17 protein-coding genes are annotated in these 23748 nt (G+C 44.3%); 5 read left to right on the forward strand and 12 right to left on the reverse strand.

Annotation, left to right across the window (positions count from 1 at the left end; genetic code table 11):
* Window positions 1-165: 165 nt before the first annotated feature.
* From M0221_RS04265 to M0221_RS04275, 3 genes are all read left to right on the forward strand, one after another.
* Window positions 166-1632, forward strand: a complete 1467-nt coding sequence (locus M0221_RS04265; protein ID WP_011513164.1) for an NAD-dependent succinate-semialdehyde dehydrogenase — start codon at window positions 166-168, stop codon at window positions 1630-1632.
* A 155-nt stretch (window positions 1633-1787) separates the two neighbouring features.
* Window positions 1788-3047 carry a 4-aminobutyrate--2-oxoglutarate transaminase gene (gabT, locus tag M0221_RS04270; protein ID WP_020443099.1) on the forward strand — a complete coding sequence of 420 codons (1260 nt, stop codon included), beginning with the start codon at window positions 1788-1790 and terminating at the stop codon, window positions 3045-3047.
* A 299-nt stretch (window positions 3048-3346) separates the two neighbouring features.
* Window positions 3347-4789, forward strand: coding sequence for an APC family permease (locus M0221_RS04275; RefSeq protein ID WP_483284449.1), 1443 nt, complete (start codon window positions 3347-3349; stop codon window positions 4787-4789).
* A 97-nt stretch (window positions 4790-4886) separates the two neighbouring features.
* Here the strand turns inward: M0221_RS04275 and M0221_RS04280 are convergent, their stop codons facing one another.
* The 6 genes from M0221_RS04280 to M0221_RS04305 all read right to left on the reverse strand — a co-directional run bounded on the left by M0221_RS04280 (window position 4887) and on the right by M0221_RS04305 (window position 12766).
* Window positions 4887-6260 (reverse strand): NAD-dependent succinate-semialdehyde dehydrogenase, encoded by a 1374-nt coding sequence (locus M0221_RS04280; RefSeq protein WP_483284450.1) that lies wholly within the window; start codon window positions 6258-6260, stop codon window positions 4887-4889.
* A gap of 70 nt (window positions 6261-6330) precedes the next feature.
* A complete protein-coding gene (aguA, locus tag M0221_RS04285; protein WP_483284451.1) occupies window positions 6331-7458 on the reverse strand; it encodes an agmatine deiminase in 1128 nt (375 codons plus the stop codon).
* Between the two features lie 52 nt (window positions 7459-7510).
* Window positions 7511-8380, reverse strand: coding sequence for an N-carbamoylputrescine amidase (gene aguB / locus M0221_RS04290; protein WP_483284452.1), 870 nt, complete (start codon window positions 8378-8380; stop codon window positions 7511-7513).
* Between the two features lie 120 nt (window positions 8381-8500).
* Entirely contained in the window at window positions 8501-9994 is a 1494-nt protein-coding gene (locus tag M0221_RS04295; RefSeq protein WP_483284453.1) for a Na+/H+ antiporter NhaC family protein, read from the reverse strand.
* Window positions 9995-10188: 194 nt separating this feature from the next.
* Window positions 10189-11562: an NAD(P)/FAD-dependent oxidoreductase gene (locus M0221_RS04300; protein ID WP_483284454.1), complete on the reverse strand. Its 1374-nt coding sequence runs from the start codon at window positions 11560-11562 to the stop codon at window positions 10189-10191.
* A 1-nt stretch (window position 11563) separates the two neighbouring features.
* On the reverse strand, window positions 11564-12766 hold the full coding sequence (locus M0221_RS04305) for a glutamine synthetase family protein (RefSeq protein WP_483284455.1): 1203 nt from the start codon (window positions 12764-12766) through the stop codon (window positions 11564-11566).
* A 4-nt stretch (window positions 12767-12770) separates the two neighbouring features.
* Between M0221_RS04305 and M0221_RS04310 the strand changes: the two genes are divergently transcribed.
* Entirely contained in the window at window positions 12771-13298 is a 528-nt protein-coding gene (locus M0221_RS04310; RefSeq protein WP_483284750.1) for a gamma-glutamyl-gamma-aminobutyrate hydrolase family protein, read from the forward strand.
* Window positions 13273-14001 (forward strand): cupin domain-containing protein, encoded by a 729-nt coding sequence (locus tag M0221_RS04315; protein ID WP_483284456.1) that lies wholly within the window; start codon window positions 13273-13275, stop codon window positions 13999-14001. Before M0221_RS04310 ends, M0221_RS04315 begins: the two co-directional genes overlap by 26 nt.
* Before the next feature lie 208 nt (window positions 14002-14209).
* Here the strand turns inward: M0221_RS04315 and M0221_RS04320 are convergent, their stop codons facing one another.
* The 6 genes from M0221_RS04320 to carB all read right to left on the reverse strand — a co-directional run bounded on the left by M0221_RS04320 (window position 14210) and on the right by carB (window position 23682).
* Window positions 14210-15508, reverse strand: a complete 1299-nt coding sequence (locus M0221_RS04320) for a glycosyltransferase (RefSeq protein ID WP_483284457.1) — start codon at window positions 15506-15508, stop codon at window positions 14210-14212.
* A 152-nt stretch (window positions 15509-15660) separates the two neighbouring features.
* Window positions 15661-16545 carry a TIGR03915 family putative DNA repair protein gene (locus M0221_RS04325; RefSeq protein ID WP_483284458.1) on the reverse strand — a complete coding sequence of 295 codons (885 nt, stop codon included), beginning with the start codon at window positions 16543-16545 and terminating at the stop codon, window positions 15661-15663.
* A 55-nt stretch (window positions 16546-16600) separates the two neighbouring features.
* Window positions 16601-17869 carry a putative DNA modification/repair radical SAM protein gene (locus tag M0221_RS04330; RefSeq protein WP_020443111.1) on the reverse strand — a complete coding sequence of 423 codons (1269 nt, stop codon included), beginning with the start codon at window positions 17867-17869 and terminating at the stop codon, window positions 16601-16603.
* Between the two features lie 398 nt (window positions 17870-18267).
* Complete coding sequence (locus M0221_RS04335; RefSeq protein WP_483284459.1) at window positions 18268-19212, reverse strand: hypothetical protein; 945 nt, start codon at window positions 19210-19212, stop codon at window positions 18268-18270.
* Window positions 19213-19599: 387 nt separating this feature from the next.
* On the reverse strand, window positions 19600-20076 hold the full coding sequence (gene greA, locus M0221_RS04340; protein WP_011513174.1) for a transcription elongation factor GreA: 477 nt from the start codon (window positions 20074-20076) through the stop codon (window positions 19600-19602).
* A gap of 351 nt (window positions 20077-20427) precedes the next feature.
* A complete protein-coding gene (carB, locus tag M0221_RS04345) occupies window positions 20428-23682 on the reverse strand; it encodes a carbamoyl-phosphate synthase large subunit (protein ID WP_483284751.1) in 3255 nt (1084 codons plus the stop codon).
* Between the last annotated feature and the right edge of the window lie 66 nt (window positions 23683-23748).

Consider the following 23748-nt stretch of genomic DNA (forward strand, 5'->3'; position numbering starts at 1 on the left):
GTTGTTCAGTATATTGAACACTACATATATTATCAATCATTATTACTGACTGCTTACGTCAATTTTTCATTGGTTTAATAGCTGTTTAAAAAGACAAGCTTATGCCAACGTTAGATAGCTTTATAAATAATAAATAAGTAATAGCGACAAACATGGAGTGTTACGATGCTAAAGACGACCCTAAATCTCTCAAACCCAGATTTGATCAAACAGCAGTGTCTTATCAAAGACGGATGGCACGCTGCCAATGATGATGCCACTATCGAAGTGAGTAATCCATTCAACGGCGATGTTATCGGTACGGTGCCAAGCTTGACGACCGCTGATGTCAATGATGCTGTTACTTACTCTCACGAAGCTCAAATCACTTGGGCTGCCAAAACCCCACAAGAACGCGCGCAGCTGCTGCAAAAATGGGCAGATCTTATCGATGCCAACAAAGAAGATTTGGCCATTATCATGACCGCCGAGCAGGGCAAGCCTTTGGCTGAATCACGCGGCGAGATTGGTTATGCCAATAGCTTTATCCGCTGGTTTGCAGAAGAAGGCAAGCGTGTTTATGGTGATGTCATTCCTGCAACCAACTCGCAATTACGCTATGTAGTATTAAAACAGCCGGTTGGCGTTTGTGCTGCCATCACGCCTTGGAACTTTCCAGCGGCGATGATCACGCGTAAAGCAGCTCCTGCACTGGCAGCAGGCTGTACTATCATTATCAAACCTGCGACTGAAACGCCATTTTCTGCCTTAGCACTCGGTGCATTGGCTGAGCAAGCAGGTATTCCTGCAGGCGTTATCCAAGTTGTGACCGGTAAATCATCTGTTATCGGCGATATTCTTACCGGCGATGCTCGCATTCACAAGCTATCATTCACGGGTTCTACCGAAGTCGGTCGCACCTTAATGGCGCAGTGTGCTCCAACGATTAAAAAGCTGTCATTAGAGCTTGGCGGCAATGCACCGTTTATCGTTTTTGATGATGCCGATCTTGAAAAAGCTGCTGAAGGTCTAATCGCCTCTAAATACCGTAACGCCGGTCAAACCTGTGTCTGTGCCAACCGCGTTTATGTTCAAGACAGCATTAAAGATGAATTCTTAGATATCTTTATCAAAAAAGTCGCTGAGCTAAAAGTCGGTAATGGCATGGAAGAAGGGGTCAACGTTGGTCCTTTGATTAATGAAAAAGCCCTACAAAAAGTACAAGCGCTACTAAAAGATGCGCTAGATAAAGGCGCGACCCTAATTGCTGGTGGCAGTACGAACAATGCGTCAGCCCTTGCTTACAACCCAACTGTTATCACCGATATCAGCGCTGATATGGATATTGCCAGCGAAGAGATATTTGGTCCTATCGCGCCAGTCTTTACTTTCTCATCTGAAGAAGAGGTTATTCGCGCAGCCAACGACACTATCTACGGTCTAGCAGCTTATTTTTATAGTAGCGATTATGCGCGTGCTTGGCGTGTGACCGAAGGTCTTGAATATGGCATGGTTGGACATAATACGGGCATGCTCTCAACAGAAGTAGCACCATTTGGCGGTGTCAAACAATCTGGTTTTGGTCGTGAAGGTTCAAAATACGGCATCGAAGAATATGTTGTGACCAAATACTGGTGTTCTGACGTCAGCTAAGCTTTTCAGTTTTATATTCTATTTTAATGGTCACACATTCAATTGTCACATAGCACGAAACGGGGTTCAGTACTATGAATCCCAACTGTAATTTACTCTATAAACCGCCATCACTTCACTGGCATCTACGTAAAAAGAAAGAAAAGGACATTCTTATGACTACCAATCAATCATTACTTGCACGCCGTAAAGCGGTATTGCCAACCGGACTGGGTGTGGCTTTTCCTATCTTTGCCGAAAAAGCAAAAAACTCAGAAGTTTGGGATATTGAAGGCAATCGTTATATCGATTTTGTTGGCGGCATCTCAGTACTAAATACCGGTCACAGTCATCCAAAAATCACGCAGCGTGTGCACGAGCAGCTAGACAAATTCACCCATACTGCTGCGCAAATGATTAACTATGAATGCTATGTCGATCTTGCCGAAAAACTTTGCGAAAAAGCGCCTATCAGTGGCGACACCAAAGCGTTCTTCTTGACCACTGGTGCAGAAGCGGTTGAAAACTGTATCAAAATTGCTCGTGCAAAAACCCGTCGTCCAGGTGTGATTTCTTTCGTTGGCGGTTGGCATGGTCGCACGCTTATGTGCATGAGCTTGACTGGTAAAGTATTGCCATACAAAAAGAACTTTGGTCCGATGCCAGGGCCTGTATTCCATGCACTATTCCCATGCGATGAGCTGAATGTTACTGAAGAACAAGCATTGCATAGCCTTGAGATGATTTTCCAAGCGGATATCGATCCTAGTGAAGTGGCGGCGATGATTATCGAGCCAGTACAAGGTGAGGGTGGCTTCCATCAAGTCACGCCATCATTTGCTAAGTCTTTACGCGATATCTGTGATGAGCACGGCATCGTCCTAATCTTTGATGAAGTACAGTGTGGTTTTGCGCGTACGGGTACGTTGTTTGCCTGTGAACAATTGGGCGTTGAGCCAGATCTGATGACCAGTGCTAAGAGCTTGGCAGGTGGTTATCCTATTTCTGCCGTTATTGGTCGTGCCGATATTATGGATGCCCCGCAAGTAGGTGGCTTGGGTGGTACTTATGCTGGCAACCCACTTGCTTGTGTAGCCGCTTTAGCAGTCATCGAAGTCATCGAAGAGGAGAACCTACTTGAGCGTAGTATTGAAATTGGCGACAAAATTGAGTCATTCTTAAAAGGGCTAAATCTAAGTAGTATCGGACATATTCGCCATAAAGGCGCTATGTTAGCATTTGAGCTCATCGATAGCGAAGGTAAGCCTGACGTTGAAGCGACGACTAACCTAAAAGCGAAATCATTTGAGCAAGGTTTGTTACTAGCATCTTGCGGTATGCATGGCAATGCCATTCGTGTGATGGTGCCATTGACGGTTGAAGATGAAGTGCTACAAGAAGGTCTTGATATCATCAAAGGTATTTTGACTGCCTAAGTATTTGATAGCTTAAAGGATAACAAGTGCTAAAGGTTAGGCTGTGTTTATAGTCAAATCCTAAGCAGTTTTGGTACAACGGCGCCTTGCAAGTCAAGACGCCGTTGTTGTCTCCGCTATCGAGATATTAAAAATACTATCGAGCTTCTCGGCTGAGAAGTATGGAAAGATAAACATGAGGGGCAATGCCCTGTTAAATAAAACCCTGTTAAATAAAACCCTGTTATATAAAATACAGTGTCACTCTAAGTGTAATGAAAAAAGATTCACACGGATGAAGCACGGACAAGGAGCAAGTTATGTCTGAATTAAAAAAATCGTTAGGGACGCTAGATGTTATCGCCTTAGCATTTGGTGCAATGGTCGGTTGGGGCTGGGTCGTCTTGGCGGGTGGTTGGATTTTATCTGCTGGTACTTGGGGTGCGATGTTAGCGTTCTTCATAGGTGGGCTGGCAGTGATACTGATTGGTGTGACTTATGCTGAGCTTGCGGCATCGATGCCCATCACTGGTGGTGAGCATACTTATACGCATCGAGCGCTGGGAGTAAATGTCTCCTTTATCTGTTCATGGAGTATCCTATTTGGTTACTTCTCTGTGGTCGCGTTTGAGGCAGTTGCCTTGCCGACAGTTGTAGAATATTTTATTCCTAATTATAATCAAGGTTATCTCTGGACCATTGCTGGATGGGATGTTTATGCCACATGGGTAGGGGTTGGGATGCTGGGCTCCGTCATTGTAACGTGGCTAAACATACGCGGTATGGAAGTCAGTGCATGGTTCCAAAAAACTGCAGTACTAGGTATCTTATTCGTCGGAACCTTACTATTTATTGGTGCAGTGCTTTATAACCCTGAAACCTCTACAGCAATACAATCGCCAGCCTTCATTGGTGGTGTCGGTGGCATGATGGCCGTCATTGTCATGGTGCCCTTTATGTTTGTGGGTTTTGACGTTATTCCACAAGCGGCAGAAGAGATTGATTTAACTCGTCCTAATATCGGTAAGTTTTTGATTATCTCTATCGTCGTTGCGGTGATGTGGTATGTGGGTATCGCTTGGAGCGTGGGCACGACGTTGCCGCTTGTACAAGCAGAAAGCTCAACCTTAGCCACAGCTGATGCCATGACCAATGCTTGGCAAGGCAAATGGGCAGGTATTTTACTGGTTATCGGCGGTGTACTGGGTATTTTATCAAGCTGGAATGCGTTCTTAATCGGTGGTAGTCGTCTACTTTATGCGATGTCAAAAGCGCGCATGTTGCCAGCTTTTTTAGGTAAGTTACATCCAAAATACAATACACCTTCGAATGCGATTCTCCTCATTGGTGGTTTAGCAACGCTAGCACCTTTATTTGGTCGCAAGATGTTGGTTTGGATCGTTGATGCTGGTGGTTTTGGGATTGTGATTGCCTATACCTGTGTCGCTATCTCATTCTTAGTGCTGCGCTACCGTGAGCCTGATATGGTACGTCCATTTAAGATACCAGCAGGTAAGCTTGTTGGTATGATAACGATTGCGCTTAGCTTTGGTTTATTGATGCTATATATGCCAGGTATGCCATCAGCGCTGACACCCGTTGAATGGTGGATCTTCTTTGGCTGGACCGTCTTAGGTATTGTGTTATATAGCTATGCAAGGATTAAATATCCAGGTATTAGTGAATCGATTATGGCAGAAGAGCTACGTGAATTAAAAATCGTCAATCAATTATGGTTAAAAGACAATCCACCTAAGCAATAGTTTTTTCGATGGGTTATTTTTTAATAACATCAACTTTCAATAAAAAGCCTAACAGTCACTGTTAGGCTTTTTATTGTTCTAAAAATGACTCTGTCGATTACGACTTAACACGAATCAGTTTATAATTTAAAAACTCAGTGATACCAAGGGTGCCAAGCTCGCGACCAAATCCTGAGCGTTTGACACCGCCAAACGGGGTATTGGCTTCGCTACCAGAAGGCGCATTGATAGTGACCATACCGACTTCTAATTGCTCAGCAATCTCAGCGGCTAGCGCAGCATCTTGCGTTTGGATAGAAGCGCCAAGTCCGAAAGGCACATCATTAGCTATCTTGATGGCATGATTGATATCACAAGCTTTATAGACGACCGCCACAGGACCAAATAGCTCCTCACGATAAACATCCATAGACTCAGTTACATCTGTTAGTACCGCAGGCTTAAACCACGCACCCGACTTGTCTTTGATCATACCGCCTTCGACCAATACGGTTGCGCCTGCTTGAATGGCGCTATCGAGCTGTTCTTGCAAATTAACTGCAGCTGCCTTTGAAGACATTGGACCAATGAAGGTATCTTCATCAAGTGGATCAGCCAAGCTCATATCACGTACGGCATCGGTAAAGCCTTTGACGAAATCATCATAAACTGACTCAATGACGATTAGGCGTTTGGCGGCATTACAGGCTTGGCCAGTATTACCAAAACGACCAGAGATAGCACCTTGTACTGCTTTTCCAATATCAGCGTCAGCTGCGACAATAAAGGCGTCTGAACCGCCAAGCTCTAGCACGACTTTTTTGAGTGCGCCGCCTGCTACTTTAGCAACCGCTTGTCCAGCTCGTTCAGAGCCAGTTAAGGAGATACCTTGTACCCTGCTGTCTTCAATAATAGTCGCTGCTTGTTCATTGGTTGCAAACACATTGTTATACACGCCACTAGGTAAGCCGGCGTCTTTAAAGATATCGACGATAACTTCTGCCGTCTTAGGACATTGCGGCGCATGCTTTAGAATAACGGTATTGCCTGCCATAAAGTTTGGCGCGACAAAACGTGCCACTTGATAGTGCGGGTAGTTCCACGGCATGATACCCAATAAAGCGCCCACAGGACGTTTTTCTACCGAAGCTGACCCTGAGTCAACATCAATGGTACTAGGTGCAAGTAGCTGCTCAGCGTTGTCTGCATAATAGCGATAGATATCGGCAACTAGACCGATTTCACCTTTCGCTTGTGCAACGGGCTTGCCCATCTCATTGGCAACGACGCGGGCCAGCTCGTCTTGACGTTCAAGATAGATATCGGCAATTTTATGAAGTATGGCACTGCGCTCACCCAATGAAACCTGACGCCAGTCTTGATAAGCGGTATCGGCTTGTGCAATAGCGTTCTGGATGTCCTGCTCAGTTGCCGTAGGGTAGGTGGCTTCTACTTCGCCAGTGGCTGGGTTATTAACTTGATAATCGCTCATAGCTATGTCCTTTTTTAAAATATTATTGGGTTCAACATCCATTTGGGTCTATATTTTTATGCGCGTGCTTTTAATTAATGCTTTTAATTGATGATTTTGGCTGCTGCTGAGTAACACAGTGAATATTACCACCGCCAAAGACAATCTCCTTTGTGCGTACTCCCACTACTTGATGCTGAGGAAATACTTTTTCAAGCTGATCAATGGCTAATGAATCATTTTCATCATCATATTGCGGTACGATGATAGCCTCATTACAAATTAAAAAATTGGCATACGAGGCGATACAAACATCACCAGTCTGACGCGCCTTGGCATCGTCAGATTGTTCAATATCATAGTTCTCAGGTAAAGTAACAGGTTGCTTGGTACAGCAAAGCTTATGGACTTTTAGGCGGCGACCTTTGGCATCGGTCATATTTGAGAGCTGCTCATAGGCTTTTTGCGTTGCTTCATAAAATGGATGCTTAGGGTCGTCAGTAAACAAGCAAACCACTTCACCAGGGCGCGCAAAGCAGGCAATATCATCAATATGACCAGTGGTTTCGTCAGGATCGATACCGTCATCAATCCACAGTACTTTTTGCACATTGAGATAGGCTTTTAACTTGTCTTCAATTTGATCTTCGGTTAGGTGCGAGTTACGTCCAGGGCTGAGCAAACACATGCGCGTGGTCAGAACCGTGCCTTCACCATCGACATGAAATGCACCGCCTTCCATCACAAAGTCATCCGTTCGATAGCGTTTGATATCTAGATGGTCACATAAGCGTTCAGCCAGCTTATCATCGTCATCCCACGGCGAGTATAGTCCGTCATAGTCGCCGCCCCATGCATTGAATGTCCAATCACAGGCGCGTAGCTCACCTTTATTATTGATTAAAAATGTCGGGACGGTATCACGCGCCCAAGCATCGTTGCTAGGCATGGATATGACGTCGATATTAGCAGGTAGACTATCGCGGCATGATTGATAATCATCAGGATTGACCAGTACGCTAACCTCACAAAATCTGTTGATTGCCAATGCGACATCAGCATAAGCTTTCTGAGCAGGAATGGCTTGCTGTCGCCAGTTATCAGCACGGTAAGGCCACACCATCCATGTTTTTTCTATCGGCTCAAATTCTGCTGGCATGTAAAAGCCGTCTTGTTGTGGTGTTGAGCCCGTGATTAATCGGTTCGGTAATAATGACATATAGAGCACCTTATTTGACGATAGCGCGAGTGAGCTTGCTTGTTAACAAACCTTATCCATGAGTCAGCAACGTGCCATACATCGATGGACGACGATCACGGAAAATGCCCCATTGCTGACGTTCGATAGCCAGTTGATCTAAGTCAAAAGTCGTACTAAGTATCTCTTCTTTATCTTTAGATGCTTCTTGGATTATCTCGCCACGACCGTCGGTAATAAATGAGCTACCGTAGAACGCCATGACGCTATCGTTTCCGTTTTGAGTAATCGTCTCAGTGCCAATACGATTGGCTGCTACCACTGGCATGAGGTTAGCGGCAGCATGACCTTGCATACAGCGCTGCCAATGTCCTTTTGAGTCGATGTCCAATGTTGGCTCATCACCAATCGCAGTCGGATAAAACAGTATTTCTGCACCCATCAATGCTATGCTACGAGCGCATTCAGGGAACCATTGATCCCAGCAAATACCGACACCGATTTTGGCATACTTGGTTTGCCAAACCTTAAACCCCGTATCGCCGGGGGTAAAGTAGAATTTTTCGGCATAAGGAATGCCATCTGGTATGTGCGTTTTACGATAAGTGCCAAGTATCTCGCCATCGGCATCAATCACAGTGATGCTATTAAAGAATGTATTGCCTGATTTTTCATAAAAGCTAATCGGCAATACCACTTGCAGCTCTTTAGCCAACTGTTTGAAGTGATTGATGGCTGCATTATCCGCAACTGAGGTTGCCAGCTTAAAGTAATCAAAGTCATGAACTTGGCAGAAGTAGGGCGTCTCAAATAACTCTTGTAGCAAGATAATATTGGCACCCGCTTTGGCGGCTTTGGTGACCAAATCAGTTGCAGTGGCAATATTTTGTTGTATATCCCAACCACATGCCATTTGAGTCGTAGCAACGGTAACATTTCGCATGATCTAAATCCTTATCGTATTTATTAGTGAGTACCATATAAAAGGCTTGTTTTGACTGACTAACGAACCATCTCTCATTGCCCGCTAATCAATGATTAAAATAATAGCGTTAAGGTTGGCTTAAGCCATCATATAACCCAATCCTAAGAAGGTGACGACGGATAAGCCCGCACCGAGCATGGCATAGGGGAACTGAGTAAAGGCATGCTGCATAGGGGAGCAGCCAGCACCTTGCGCGGCAAGTAGCGATGAATCACTAAAGAAACAAGCATGACTACCAAATGATGATGCTGATAACAATGCGCCAATCATAAGGGGAGTGCTAACGCCTAGGGCGAGCGATATTGGAAAGACAATGGGCATAGCAAGGACATACAAACCCCAGCTTGATGACGTGGCAAAAGTTAAAAAAGCCATGACGGCAAAGATGACGGCAGGGAAAATAATAATCGTCATATAAGGCGTGATAGCCTCAATCACATATGAGGTCATACCAAGCTCATCATTGATGGCTTTTAAGAAAAAACCACCAATAACAGTTGAGAGTGGATAGAGCATGACTTTAAAGCCTTTAAAGATGGCTTCAACTTGCGTCTCAAAACTTAAAATGCCTTGCATCCAATAGACAACGACGGTCACAAAACAGGTCAATAATGCACCGCGTAATAGATCGATTTCGAAGTAAACCGTTGAGACAATCAGTAAGATCATTGGGAAAGCAAAGTTTGTGATATTGGCTTTGAACGATAGCTTACGTTTGGCTTGGACGTTTGAGATCAGTTGCTCTTCTACAAAGGCTTCCGGAACAGGATTACCCGCTTTGGCCCGTGCCTCTGCTTTTTTCATCGGACCCCAGTCACCCAAAATGCCATACGCCACCAAGAATACAATCAAAAGTGCAAACCAAGCATATGCCATATAAGGAATCGCACTGATATAAAGCCCAATACCTTCACCATCGCCAGCCACGCCGTTTTCTTCTAAAAGACCTGCAAAGTAGACCGCCCAAGTAGAAATAGGCACGATAATACACATCGGTGCGGCGGTTGAATCGACGATATAAGCAAGCTTCTCACGAGAAACGTTATAGACATCAGTGAGTTTCTTGACGGAGGTTGATACTGCTAGACAGTTCAAATAATCATCAATGAAAACCACCACGCCCAAAGCAAAGGTGGCCAATAATGACTGACGGCGCGACTTAATGATTTTTTGCAGCCATTCACTAAAGCCATCTAGACACCCACTAATCTCAAGCAGTTGAATAAGACCACCCATCAGACCACAGACGAGAACAATCCAAATAATGGTCTCATTACCCAGCACCATCGACATGTTGTCTGCAAAAGGGGAGACCAAATCAAAAGGATTGAGCATCACGAGACCAGCGACACAGCCTGCGATCATGGATTCGAATGGTCGCCTAGAGACAATAGCAGTGACTAATACTAGTAATGTTGGTAGTAAAGATAAGGCACCCCAAGATTGGTCTGGGGCACGGCTAGTAGATAGCCAAGCAAAAGCCAGATAGATGACGACGGCTACTATGACGGTGAGAAATACTCGCTTATTATGATACTGTCCTTCGACAGCATCATTGAGCTTCATGTTCATATTTACGCTCCCTGTAAAACCTCATTGTTTTTTTAACAAGCTCTATTCTATGGTTGACGCGCGACAGACAGTAGCGAACCAATTTTCTATCGCGCCCTATCACAACAATCCGTTGCTATGATAGGTCAATGTAACGACCGCTTTTAAAATAAAAACACCTTATTCAATGTTTATTATTCAAGGCTTTCATGCGTTTACATGCCAGTGGTATCTTTTAGCGCATACCACCATGAGCCCATGACCGAGTAAGGGACTCGCAGCGCTCGACCACCTGGGAACGGAATCCAAGGAATTTGTGCAAAAGCATCGAACTCTTTGGTTTTACCATTGATGGCATCGGCTAATATTTGTCCAAATAGATGCGAGCCTGTCACGCCATGACCACTATAACCATGGGCGAAATATACTCGCTCATGTAGTTTGCCCATTTGTGGTACGCGAGAAAAAGACAACGCAAAGTTCCCACTCCACGCATAGTCAATTTTGACATCACGTAACTCTGGAAAAATCTTAGTCATGTTTGGTCTAATTTTAGCTGTGATGTCGGCGGGGTCTTGACCACCGTAGACTGTACCACCGCCAAATAACATGCGCTTGTCTGCTGAGAGGCGATAGTAATCCAAAATGTAGCGGACATCTTCGACACAAACATCGGTTGGCAGTAACTGGTCTGCTAAATCACCCAGCGGCTCGGTGGCGATAATTTGCGTCGATACAGGCATGACACGGTCAGTCAGTTTAGGGATGACTTTATTGAGATAGGCATTGCCGCATAGCACCGCTTGCTTACAAGTCACGGTGCCAAACTCGGTGATGATTTTGATAGCATCATCGGCATACTCAATGTCAACGACTAAGGTGTTTTCATAAATAGTGCCGCCACCTTGCTCAATGGCCGCTGCTTCACCAAGCGCTAGATTTAATGGATGGATATGTCCACCTGAATGATCAATGACCCCGCCCACATAGGCATCTGATTTTATATGCTCTTGGATACCGCGCTTATCGAGCATTTCTCGATCATGCATACCATGGCTCTCCCACAGCGCATGCGTTTCTTGCAAGTCTTTTAGCTGTCCATTATTTAATGCCGCAAAAATGTTTTTTTCTTTGAGATCACAGCTGATATCGTAGTCGCTGACAAAACGACGAATGATTTTGCCACCGCGGGTCACGAGCTGACCGACAAAGTTTGCATTTTCTTGACCATAAGACTTTTTGATTTTTTGTAGGCTGGCATTTAGACCATTGACGATTTGCCCGCCATTACGCCCTGATGCACCCCAACCAATCTGCGCTCCTTCTAAAACCACGACTTCATGATCCGTTTCAATGAGATGCAGGGCTGTTGATAAACCACTATAGCCGCCGCCAACCACACATATTTCCACTTGGATATCATTTTTTAGCGTTGGTCTATCCGGCTTAGAATTACGACTGGCTGCATAATAGCTATCAGGATATTGCCCTTTGTCTGAATAATGCGGGATATTGCGCGTGTTATTCGAGGATAGGTTTTGGTTCGTTGCTGCATTGCTATTTGAGTTGCTATTTGAGTTATTTGACATATCAAACATCCTGTAAATAGGTAAGGTATTCAAGGTTGGTCACTTGCTGAGCAAAGCGTTTGGCTTCTTGCTTTTTGACCGCGATCAACAGCTCAATCATCTCGCTTGGGAACAGCGAATCAATCACATCACTGCTTTCAAATTTGCGGATGGCGGAAAGCCAATCTAGTGGCAAGGTCTTAAGTTCTGCTTCGTCGTAAGTAATGCTATTGATAGGTTCTGGCGCTTCCAGCTTGTTTTCGATGCCATACAGCATACCTGCCAGTACCGCACTACAGACCAGATAAGGATTGGCGTCAGCGCCAGAGACACGGTGCTCGATACGGCGCGCTTTTGAGTCACCACCAGGGATACGTACTGCCGCCGTGCGGTTTTCATAACCCCATGACACATTGTTTGGTGCCAGCGTACCAGGTGTAAAGCGGCGATAAGAATTCACATGTGGGGCAAATAACAACGTGCAATCTGACATGGTCTTTAACAATCCGGCGACTGCATGGCGCAAGATATCTGAGCCTTCATCTGACCCATCATCAAAGACATTATTACCGTCTTTATCTAATAAGCTGCAATGCACATGAAAACCATTACCCGACTGCAGACCAAAAGGTTTTGCCATGAATGTCGCGGTGAGTTTACGGCGAGCAGCGACGGCCTTGACGACCTGTTTGAACAAAATCGCATCGTCAGCGGCTTTTAGTGGATCGTCTACGTGTAATAAATTAATCTCAAACTGACCACAGCCATTTTCTGCCAACGCCGCATCAGCAGGAATATCAAGTTTTTTACATTGCTCATAAACTTCATCTAAGAATTCATCAAATTGCAATAAGTCATTGATACTTAAAATAGAGGTTTTATTCAGTCTTAATCCACTTTTGGGGCGAATGGGAGGCTTAGGTGTCTCTCCCTCGGTATAGTCAACCAAATAAAACTCTAGCTCAGTTGCCATAACCGGCGTCAATCCCAATGCTTTGAATTTTTTGCTGACGTAATCTAAAACATGGCGTGCGTCACCGTAATAAGGCTCGTTGTCTTCGGTATAAAGCCAAACGGGCAATAGCGATGAGGGCGCACTGGTATTGAGCAGCGGATAAGCGGCGCGGCCAGTAGGACGAGCGATGGCATCGATATCACCATTACACTGAGAGGATTCGATAACATCCGCACCCCAGATATCGACTCCTAAAATCGATAATGGCAAACGTATCGCGCCAACTCGTTATGGCGCGACGCACGTCGAGGCAAAACAAGACTTAGGCCGTGATGAGCTGAGTTTCAAATTGTTGGCTTATGCAGATGAAAGAAACATGCCTCTGTTGGCAGTTTGCCGAGGTTTACAAGAGATGAATGTTCATTTTAATGGCACGCTACATCCTGACTGGCGTGAAGTAGAAGGGTTTTATGAGCCGCATTTGGAGGACAATACCCAGCCACTTGAAGTGCAATATCAGCCAGTGCATGACGTGATTATTCAACCTGAGGGACGACTGGCAGCGTTTGGTGAAAAATGGCACGTCAATTCGTTGCATAAACAAGCGATCAATACAGTAGGCAGGGGTTTGTTTGTCGAGGCACGCGCACCGGATGGATTGGTAGAAGCCATCAGCTTAATAAAACATCCATTTATGATTGGTGTACAATGGCATCCTGAGTTAAATTATGCACAAGACAACTTGTCCAAATTTCTATTCAAGGAATTTATCCACTATGCCAGCAAAAAACACGGTTCATAATAGTGCGGAAAACGATATCGAAGAAGAGGGTACTGCGCCCGAGAACGAGATGGATTCGCCAGAAGACGACATTGATGAGGTTATCATCGATGAAGAAAATGAGTTAGAATCTGACGAGACACCGTCCACACTTGAGATGGATGGAAGGCCTGAAGACGATATTGGTAAAAAAATAAATCAGCTGCGCCTTGCAAAAGGCTACTCGCAACGAAAGCTGGCAAGAATGGCAGGGGTAACCAATACTTCAATCAGTGCGATTGAGCGTAATAAAGTTAGTCCCGCGGTAAATACGCTAAAGGCGATCTTGCTGGTGCTAGGTTCTGATTTGACGACTTTTTTTAGTGATGAGTGGAAAGAGCCTAAAGCTCGAGTGGTGGTCACGCCAAAAGATTTAATAGAGCTGAGCGAGCCGAGCAGTAGAGTGTCTTTAAAGCAGGTATATAATTGTAGCACCACTAAAAATTTGGGTTTTTTAATTGAGACCTATCAGCCAAATAGCTCGACGGAAGAAAAAATCGCTCACGAAGGTGAAGAGATTGGCACTGTCATTGAAGGCAAGGTATTGATTCGTATTGAAGAGACAACCTACTTATTAAATGAAGGTGACAGTTATGTGATCGATACGATTAAACCGCACACTTTTATCAATCCTACTGACGGCGTGACTCGTATCGTTAGTGCGCATACGCCAACGACTTACTGAACAAAAATCAGCATAAGCTTTTATACAGTGATAGGTCCATATAGTAATGTATTTTCAAAAGCGTATGATTATTGAACATACAGGATTGCCTTTTACTCACGCTATTTTCTACTAGAAAGTAGCGTTTTTTATAAGTGTCTTTGAAGCAAGCTGATAAGAGGAAAGTTAATAATAGATAGGCAAGCAGTCAAATTAGAAATGACGCCAATTAAGCATCGTTTGGCTTTTCTGTTACTTTAGTATTATAAGATGTGTTGGGCTTGTCTTTGACCAACCTGACTTTATTGGCTGTTTTTTTATTAACGATGGGCTCAGAAGTCACGCCAAAGACTTTTTTGTGTCTTCTTACGGCTAAAGCATCCGCTGCGGCTTTTTCTTCTGCTAATGCCTGCTCATGCAGATTTTTATAGACGCCTATTGTCTCATCAATCATCTCACGCATGGTAAATTTATTGGTCATCTCAGGGCGAGTCACACTTTCTAACTGATTGCGCACCGCTTTGCACAGTGCGTTGGCATTGTATTTTCTGACCAAACCTTGCGGATAGAGTGGGCGCAGAATTTCACTAAATGCCGCTTGATCCCAGCCAATGACAGGCGTACCCAAATGAATGGCTTGTAAAGCATTGATGCCGATAGATTCAGGCTGATTGGCAAGTGCCATGACGACATTGGCCGCTGACAACCACTCACGCATATCATTACGTTTGCTGCCGACATAAGTGATACGATCGGCTAATCCCAAAGTATTGCTACGTTGACGAAAATCTTCATGGGCGACATCGCCCGCGCGATAATCATCATCCATAATAATGGCATGGATATTGGGGAACTGCTCTTGAAGATTGCCCAAGATATCAATCAGCCATTCTTGACCATATTCCTTACCGATGATGGTCGGAAATACCAGCCATTTTTTATTCTCAAGCTCAGGGTATTCAGCAAAAGTATGACGTAGCCAATATACTGATGGATTATGACGATAAGGATAACGACGCGTATCAACACCGCGGTAGATACGTTTAATGACTCTGGGGTCCAGCTCCTCACGGCGCAGCCCTTTTTTTAAGTAATCAGTCACACTATCAGACACAGTAATAATGGTGTGAACATCAAGTAAGGCTTGTGAGTATTTATTAATAGGATAGAAGCCATACATGGTCGATACCAGTTTTGGTCGACGTTTTACCCGTGCACGGCGCAGCGCTAAATGCAGTACCCATGCTGGTGTCCGCGAATGCACATGGATGATATCAGGGTCATATTTTTCAATCAGGCGGCGCAGTGGCGCGACCTGTAACAAGGACAGCCAAGACTTTTTGTTCATATATAACTGATGATAATGGTTGCCATCACGCTTTAGGCGTCTGACCAAGTCATTGTCTTCATTAGCGCTAGAGATAATAATTGAGGTATGCTCGTTTTTAACCAAAGCACGCCCAAGATGAAAAATACCGCGCTCGGATTCATCATGCTTCAAAGACGACAGTAAACGCATAACTTTCATAATGGCGTGAGTCACTATTAGAGGATATCAAGCTGCTATTGTCAGTGAAAAGCGTCTAAAACTCAACCACCAAGATAAAAAGATAGCATGGGATGATGACTATTATTCGTCGTCAATAAATACAGATAATATAAATGACAGTAATCAAATGTTTAGCGCTGTTTTTTGAGGTGCTGCGCATTTGGCAGGACTTGTTTTTCACTCAAGTATTTCCAATAGCGCTGCGGTAAGTATTGCTTGTGCAAACGTGAATTTTTACGCTCCTTGATATTGACGTTGGTAAAATAACCTTGCCAAAAACGCTGATAACGTTGCTCATCTTCGCTATGAATGCTGGCAGGATTACGTAGTACTGCCTCATCAAGCTCAGTAATGGTTTGCAGGGCTGCGGGGCGCTTGGGCGTACTTTGGCTTTTGTCATAATAAATACCATAGCCACGAGCCAAATCATAAATTGCCCAATGCTGATCTTGATAACGCTGGCGAAAATGCTCTCCGATTAAAGGCAAAACATTAAAATCCGGCTCAACACGGGCAAAGTAAATGTCTTCAACTGTATGCTCAAAGCGTACAAAGGCTTCCATGCGGTGTTTTTCACGACCGACAGACTTGACTGTTTGCACGAGCTCTAAAACATTGAGATTACCCAAATCATCCATGATATGGCGACTTGGGTAGTTAATAGCGTATTTGACCACTTGAAACAATGTGCTACCAATATTGTCTTTTTCTGACAAAAAACCCCAAAGTAAATTGCGCATACCCGAGCGACCTAGGAGTTGATTCAACTTCGTAAGTACTCGTTCGGCATGGTTGGCATTGGTCTCTACACTAATGGCGTGAGCGAGTAATGACGGCATATAACAGTCCTGCGCAATAAGCTGTAGCGATGTATCGTCCTGTAAGTGATTGGAATAGACGTAAAATACTGCACTGAGCCACCCCTCAAAACTTGGCTCATAAAGTACAATGCTGGGCGTCAATTGACCCAGCTGGTAATTTTGGTTTTTGACAAGTTCTGACAGTGATTGCGACATTATTTGTCCTAAGATAACTTCATGATAGTAGCTAAATTATCAATAATTTTGATATTTAAAACAAAGCCAACTGTCCACTGCGTTGATCTTTAAATTTCGTCTGCGTTTGCGCCAGCACATATTGACGAAAGTTGTCACGGGTTAAGTGTGCGAGATGCTCGTTTTTACCAGTAGTTGCAATGAAGTATTTGGCGCGATTGACCGCCGCGCCCATTTTCTTCAAGTGATAAAGTGTGAGCTGATTAAACTTGCGGGCTTTGACTATTTTTTTAGCCGTTTTTGTACCGATACCGGGAATACGTACAATCATCTCATAACTTGCTGTTTGGATATTGACCGGAAAATGCTCACGGTGGCGGATTGCCCATGCTAACTTTGGGTCGCAGTCCAAATCTAAAAATGGCGAGTCTGGTTCAACGATTTCGTGCGCGCCAAAACCATAAAAACGCATCAGCCAATCCGCTTGATAGAGACGGTTTTCGCGTATCATTGGCACAGGCGTACCGATAGCTGGCAGGCGACTATCAGATAGCATTGGCACATAGCCAGAATAGTAAACTCGTTTTAAATCATATTGTTTATAAAAATGACTCGATAGCTGAATCACTTGCAAGTCGGTCTCGTTACTTGCGCCAACAATCATCTGGCTAGTCTGACCTGCAGGCACAAATTTCGGCGCTTTTTTATGCGTTTTACGGCTCTCACGAATAGTAATAATTTCTTCTTTTACCGTCTCCATCGGTGCTTTTAATTGTTCGTGAGATTTTTCTGGTGCCAGTAACGCCAATCCTGATTTAGTCGGAATCTCGATATTGACGCTTAAACGGTCAGCATATAATCCAGCTTCTAATAATAATTCTTTTGAAGCCCCGGGAATGGTCTTTAGATGAATATAACCATTAAAACGCTCACGGGTACGTAATATCTTAGCGACCTCGACCAATCGCTCCATCGTATAATCGCCACTTTTAAAAATACCTGAGCTGAGAAACAGCCCTTCGATATAGTTACGGCGGTAAAACTGCATGGTTAAATCAACGACTTCTTCAACACTAAAAGCAGCGCGCGGGGTGTCATTGCTTTTACGCGAGGTGCAATAAGCGCAATCATATATGCAATGATTGGTCAGCAGGATTTTCAGCAGGCTAACGCAGCGACCATCTTCGGTATAGCTGTGACAAATACCGGTTGCTGAGGCATCGCCAAGGCCACCGCCTTGGTTTTTCCGCGTACCAGCGGAGGATGAGCAAGAGACATCATACTTAGCAGCGTCCGCTAAAATATTGAGCTTACCTTGTAGTCGTTCATAATTGATGGTTGCCATAAGCGGTATTTACCATGTCAGTAATGAAAGACTATTTTAGCAAAATTATCGGTAAGTCATTGTATTTATGAGTAAAATAGCAATGATAGACGACAACTGTTGTCGCCTATTCTGAGCTGCACTATACGATTATAAAAGCGCTTAAATTTGAAGCAATATAGTCAGTGAAAAGTAATATCGATACATTGAGTACTGCTAGTATTAGTTTTGCTTGCTGTGCCTACAAAACAGAGGCTGCAGAAAATTATACTAGCAGTACCGTAACGTTTTTAAGGTGTTTTGACTATGGTTTATGAATAGCCACAAAAAAGGTCTTGCCGGCTAGAGACTTAGCAAACAAGACCTTTTATTAGTTTTAGTATTTCTTAAGTTTTAATACTATAACTTCACTGCCGTATTTATTGAACTTTAGCGCGTATCACGACAGTCTGTGCAGCTTTAGGACTAAGATTTACCAAGTTCCATTTAAGACCTGAGTAGTTTTCTTTTACCACTACTGTATTGCCAACTTGTTGGATGGTTTGATAGCTATCGCCACCAGTGGTCGCAAGCGTTGGTAATGGACTGTTTAATGATACCAATCTCACGCCATTTGGCAAAGAAACCATGGCATTGATATCAGTCACTGGTTGCGCTGTGGTATTGGTATAAACGGTATGATACTCAATCACATCACCAGGCGCGATATGATTGGCAGGTACTGCAACTTCACGTCCATCGCTATTTTTAAGGATTTTCATAACTTTGGTTTGCGCGTTGACCACATCAGGCGTACTAAAGGTTGGTTTGAGCTGCAAGGCTTCTATAGAAGTAATTGTTGTCACAGGGGTGGTGATCACCGGTGCATTGATTACTGACGTATTTATGACTGGCAGCTGAGTTGCTGTGGTAACAGGCAGTACTTGAGTCGTCGGTAATACTTGAGTGACAGTACTGGTCGGCACTGCGATGACATCAACACGACTGCTTTGATTGGTTATTTGGTTGGTCACCGGTACGCTAGTGACAGTCGCACTACCTTGAGTGACGACAGTATTACTAACACCATTACTGGCTACTTGGCGAACCACGTAGCGCGGTACATTGGTAACCTGCGTCACAGAAAACGGCATGCCATCTTGCATACCAATGCTATTTGGCGTAGCGGTAATGACAGCTGTTTTGCCATCAGAATACTGCTCGACCACGGTGGTACTACCGCCCGTAGAAGGTAGAACGGTCACTTCAGTGGCGGCATTGGCAGCAGACATAGCCATAACAGTGCCTGCCAACAGTGCGGATACCGCCGTGAATGTAGCTGTTTTTTGGATCACAACGAATGAGCGATTAATAGTGGTGGTCATAATAAAGTCCTTTAAAATGATAATAAGTAACACAAAAATAGAGAACACTTAAATAAGAAAGCTTGGATAAGAAAACCCCCGTTAATTGACGCTGCAGCGGAGGTCAAATAACGGGGGCAGCATTACTGATAATAGTAGTAAATAGCCAGACGATAAAAGCTATCTGTCAAACCGTCCTATCAAACTATTGATTTAGCCGCGGTTATTTTAATTAGTTGCTAAGCATACACTTAGCAGTCTCAAGTCAACAATTATGCGCTAAAACGAGTTAGGTAGAAAAGCAGCCTTGTGTAACTGCTATCCTATAAACGATGACTTTTTGTGTGGTTTACTTTATCTAATTTTTTAAGAAAATTACTATTTGATTCACTACAAAAGACAACTAGATTAATCGTAGATGACTTTCATAATTTCGTATTCAACCACACCTTTTGGGGTTTCAATACGTGCTTCATCGCCCTCAGATTTACCAATCAAACCACGCGCAATCGGTGAGTTAACAGAGATTTTACCGGCTTTGAAATCCGCTTCGTCGTCACCAACGATTTTGTACTGCTTTTCTTCTTCAGTGTCCATGTTTTCAATAACGACGCTGACGCCGAATATCACACGGCCATCTTTTGGTAACGTCGTAGGATCAATCACTTGCGCACCGCCAAGTTTGGCTTCGATATCACGGATACGAGCTTCACAAAATCCCTGCTGTTCACGCGCTGCATGATATTCAGCATTTTCTTTCAAATCACCGTGTTCGCGTGCTTCAGCAATAGAGGCGGTGATGCGAGGACGGTCAATACTTTTTAACTGTTTTAATTCGGCTTCTAAAGCCGCATGTCCTTGCGGAGTCATGGGATAACGTTGCATGTTTTTTCCTTAAACCAATAACACGGGCACCATCTCCTACTCTTAGTGAATAGTGAGATGGTGTCAGAGTTGTTGCAATGGGTATAAAATAAAAAAAGAATAATGATGCAGACAGCGTAACCAGTCAGGTCGCTATCATTCATTGATATCAATTCAATAATCTGGGTGTTTAAGCTTACGTAATAAAAAGCATAGTCGCAGTTTAGCCACTATGCTTTTTAGGTCTATCATTTAAATTTTATTTCAAGCATGGTCTACAGTATTAAACGCTACACTATGCTCAAATAAGCTCCTAGGCAAGCCTAACGGTTATGCTTAATCTACTGAAATTATTCAGCCAAGTCAATAGAGCTATACAATAGACTTTGCTTGCTCATGTAAATCTTGCAATTTATACACCTCAAAAGGTAGGTCAATCGCATAAGATTTACAAACGGCATCTGCTGCGCCCAAAGTCGTGACGTAGAACACTTTGCCTTGTAGCGCGCTACGACGGATAGAGAATGAATCCTCTTGTGCCTGCTTACCTTCAGTCGTGTTAATAATAATATCGATTTTGCCGTTTTTTAAGGCATCAACGATATGTGGGCGACCTTCGGTGACTTTGTTAATTTGCTTGCATTCAATACCATTGTCACTTAGTACTTTTTGCGTACCAGTAGTCGCTACAATGTTAAAGCCAAAGTCAATCAGCTGACGAGCGATAGGGGAAATTTGCTCTTTATCGCTATCACGTACCGAGATAAAGACCGTTTTGGTTTCACCTTCAGTTGGCAAACCGGGTAAACGCTCGTTACTACCGATAACCGCTTTGTAGAATGCTTCGCCAAAGGTTTTACCAACGCCCATCACTTCGCCAGTCGATTTCATCTCAGGGCTCAAGATTGGGTCAACACCAGGGAATTTAGCAAACGGGAAGACCGCTTCTTTCACCGCATAGAATGCAGGAACGATTTCTTTCGTAAAGCCTTGGTCTTTGAGCGACGTGCCAGCCATACAGCGTGCTGCGATTTGTGCTAAAGAAGTGCCGATACATTTAGAGACAAACGGTACGGTGCGCGCGGCACGTGGATTGACTTCTAAGATGTAAACCGTTTCACCTTTTACCGCAAACTGGACGTTCATTAAGCCGACAACACCAAGCTCTTTTGCCATGGCGACGGTTTGTGCGCGCATCACATCGCACAGCTCATCAGACAACGAGTAAGGAGGCAATGAACAGGCTGAGTCACCGGAGTGAACACCAGCTTGTTCGATATGCTGCATGATACCGCCAATCACCACATCTGTACCGTCGCTAACACAGTCGACATCGACTTCGATGGCATCATCTAAGAAGCGGTCTAATAGAACCGGCGCTTCATTTGATGCTTGTACCGCAGTGCGCAAGTAATGTCTTAATTCATCTTCGTTATAAACGATTTCCATCGCGCGACCACCGAGTACATAGGATGGGCGTACAACCAGCGGATAGCCAACATCTTTTGCTTTGACCAAACCGTCTTCTAAGCTCGTCGCCAAGGCATTGGTTGGTTGCACAAGATTCAACTGCTGAATCATGTGTTGGAAGCGTTCGCGGTCTTCCGCACGGTCAATGGCATCAGGGCTGGTACCAATGATTTTAACGCCAGCAGCTTCAAGCGCGCGGGCGAGCTTCAATGGCGTTTGACCACCAAACTGTACAATCACGCCGTCAGGATTTTCGATACGGACGATTTCTAACACGTCTTCTAATGTGATTGGCTCAAAGTAGAGACGGTCAGAGGTGTCATAATCGGTAGAAACGGTTTCAGGGTTACAGTTGACCATGATGGTCTCGTAGCCGTCTTCGCGCATGGCAAGCGCCGCGTGTACGCAGCAATAGTCAAACTCGATACCTTGACCGATACGGTTAGGACCACCGCCGATAACCATAATTTTCTTATTATCGGTAGGGTTGGCTTCACATTCGCTATCGTATGTTGAGTACATATAAGCGGTGCTGGTAGCAAACTCTGCTGCACAAGTATCGACACGCTTATAAACTGGATAGACATTTAAATCCCAACGTTTGGTACGTAGCTGCTTTTGTGAGACGCCAAGCAACTTAGCAAGACGCAAATCTGATAAGCCTTTACGCTTAAAGCTACGTAAATTATGCTCAGTTAAACCACCAAAGCCTAACGCTTTAACTTGTGCTTCGGTTTTTACGATATCTTCGATTTGTACCAAGAACCATGGGTCGATTTTGGTTAGTTTGAAAACGTCATCGACGCTCATGCCAATACGGAAAGCATCCGCAATATAATAAATGCGCTCAGGCGTTGGAATGGTTAAGCGGTTGGTAATTTCGCTACGCGCTTTTTCAATACTTACTTTTGATAAGTCAATTTGCTCATCAAAACCATCATTGCCAGTTTCCATGCCGCGTAATGCTTTTTGCATCGACTCTTGGAAGTTACGACCAATCGCCATGACTTCCCCAACTGACTTCATTTGCGTTGATAGAACATTATCGGCTTGTGGGAACTTTTCAAAGTTAAAACGAGGAATCTTAGTGACGACATAATCAAGCGCAGGCTCAAAGCTGGCTGGGGTTTTGCCGCCCGTGATGTCATTTTGCAATTCATCTAGGGTATAGCCAATTGCTAATTTTGCCGCAATTTTTGCAATCGGAAAGCCCGTGGCTTTTGAGGCCAATGCTGATGAACGTGATACACGTGGGTTCATCTCGATGACGACCATACGACCCGTTTCAGGGTTGATACCGAATTGCACGTTTGAGCCGCCCGTTTCCACACCAATCTCACGCAGTACTGCTAATGAAGCATTACGCATGATTTGATATTCTTTGTCCGTCAAAGTCTGCGCAGGGGCAACCGTGATAGAGTCGCCTGTGTGCACACCCATTGGGTCAAAGTTTTCAATGGCACAAATGATGATGCAGTTGTCGTTTTTGTCACGAACCACTTCCATCTCATATTCTTTCCAACCGATGAGTGACTCATCGATAAGCAATTGATGGTTCGGTGATAAGTCAAAGCCGCGCTCGCAAATCTCGATGAATTCGTCACGGTTATAGGCGATACCGCCACCTGAACCGCCCATGGTAAATGAAGGGCGAATGATACACGGATAGCCCATTTTTTCTTGGGTCGCAAACGCTTCTTCCATGGTTTCGGCAGTTTCAGCGCGTGGGCACTCAAGGCCGATGCGCTTCATGGCTTTATCGAACAAGTTGCGGTCTTCTGCCATCTCTATTGAATCTTTGGTTGCCCCAATCAATTCGCAGTTATATTTGGTTAATACGCCGTGCTTGTCTAACTCTAAGGCACAGTTTAGAGCGGTCTGACCACCCATGGTTGGCAAGATAGCGTCAGGGCGTTCTTTGGCAATGATTTGCTCAACCGTCTGCCAAGTAATCGGCTCGATATAGGTCGCATCCGCCATGGTTGGGTCAGTCATGATGGTCGCAGGGTTTGAATTGACCAAGATGACGCGGTAGCCTTCTTCTTTTAGCGCTTTACACGCCTGCGCGCCTGAGTAGTCAAACTCACATGCTTGGCCGATGACGATAGGGCCTGCGCCAATGATAAGAATGCTTTTTATGTCGGTACGTTTTGGCATAGTTAGGGCTACCTTCGTTTGAGTGATATTTTGAGTAATCTGCATTTTAACGATATGTTCAATAAC

This window comes from Psychrobacter sp. ANT206, from assembly GCF_056880555.1.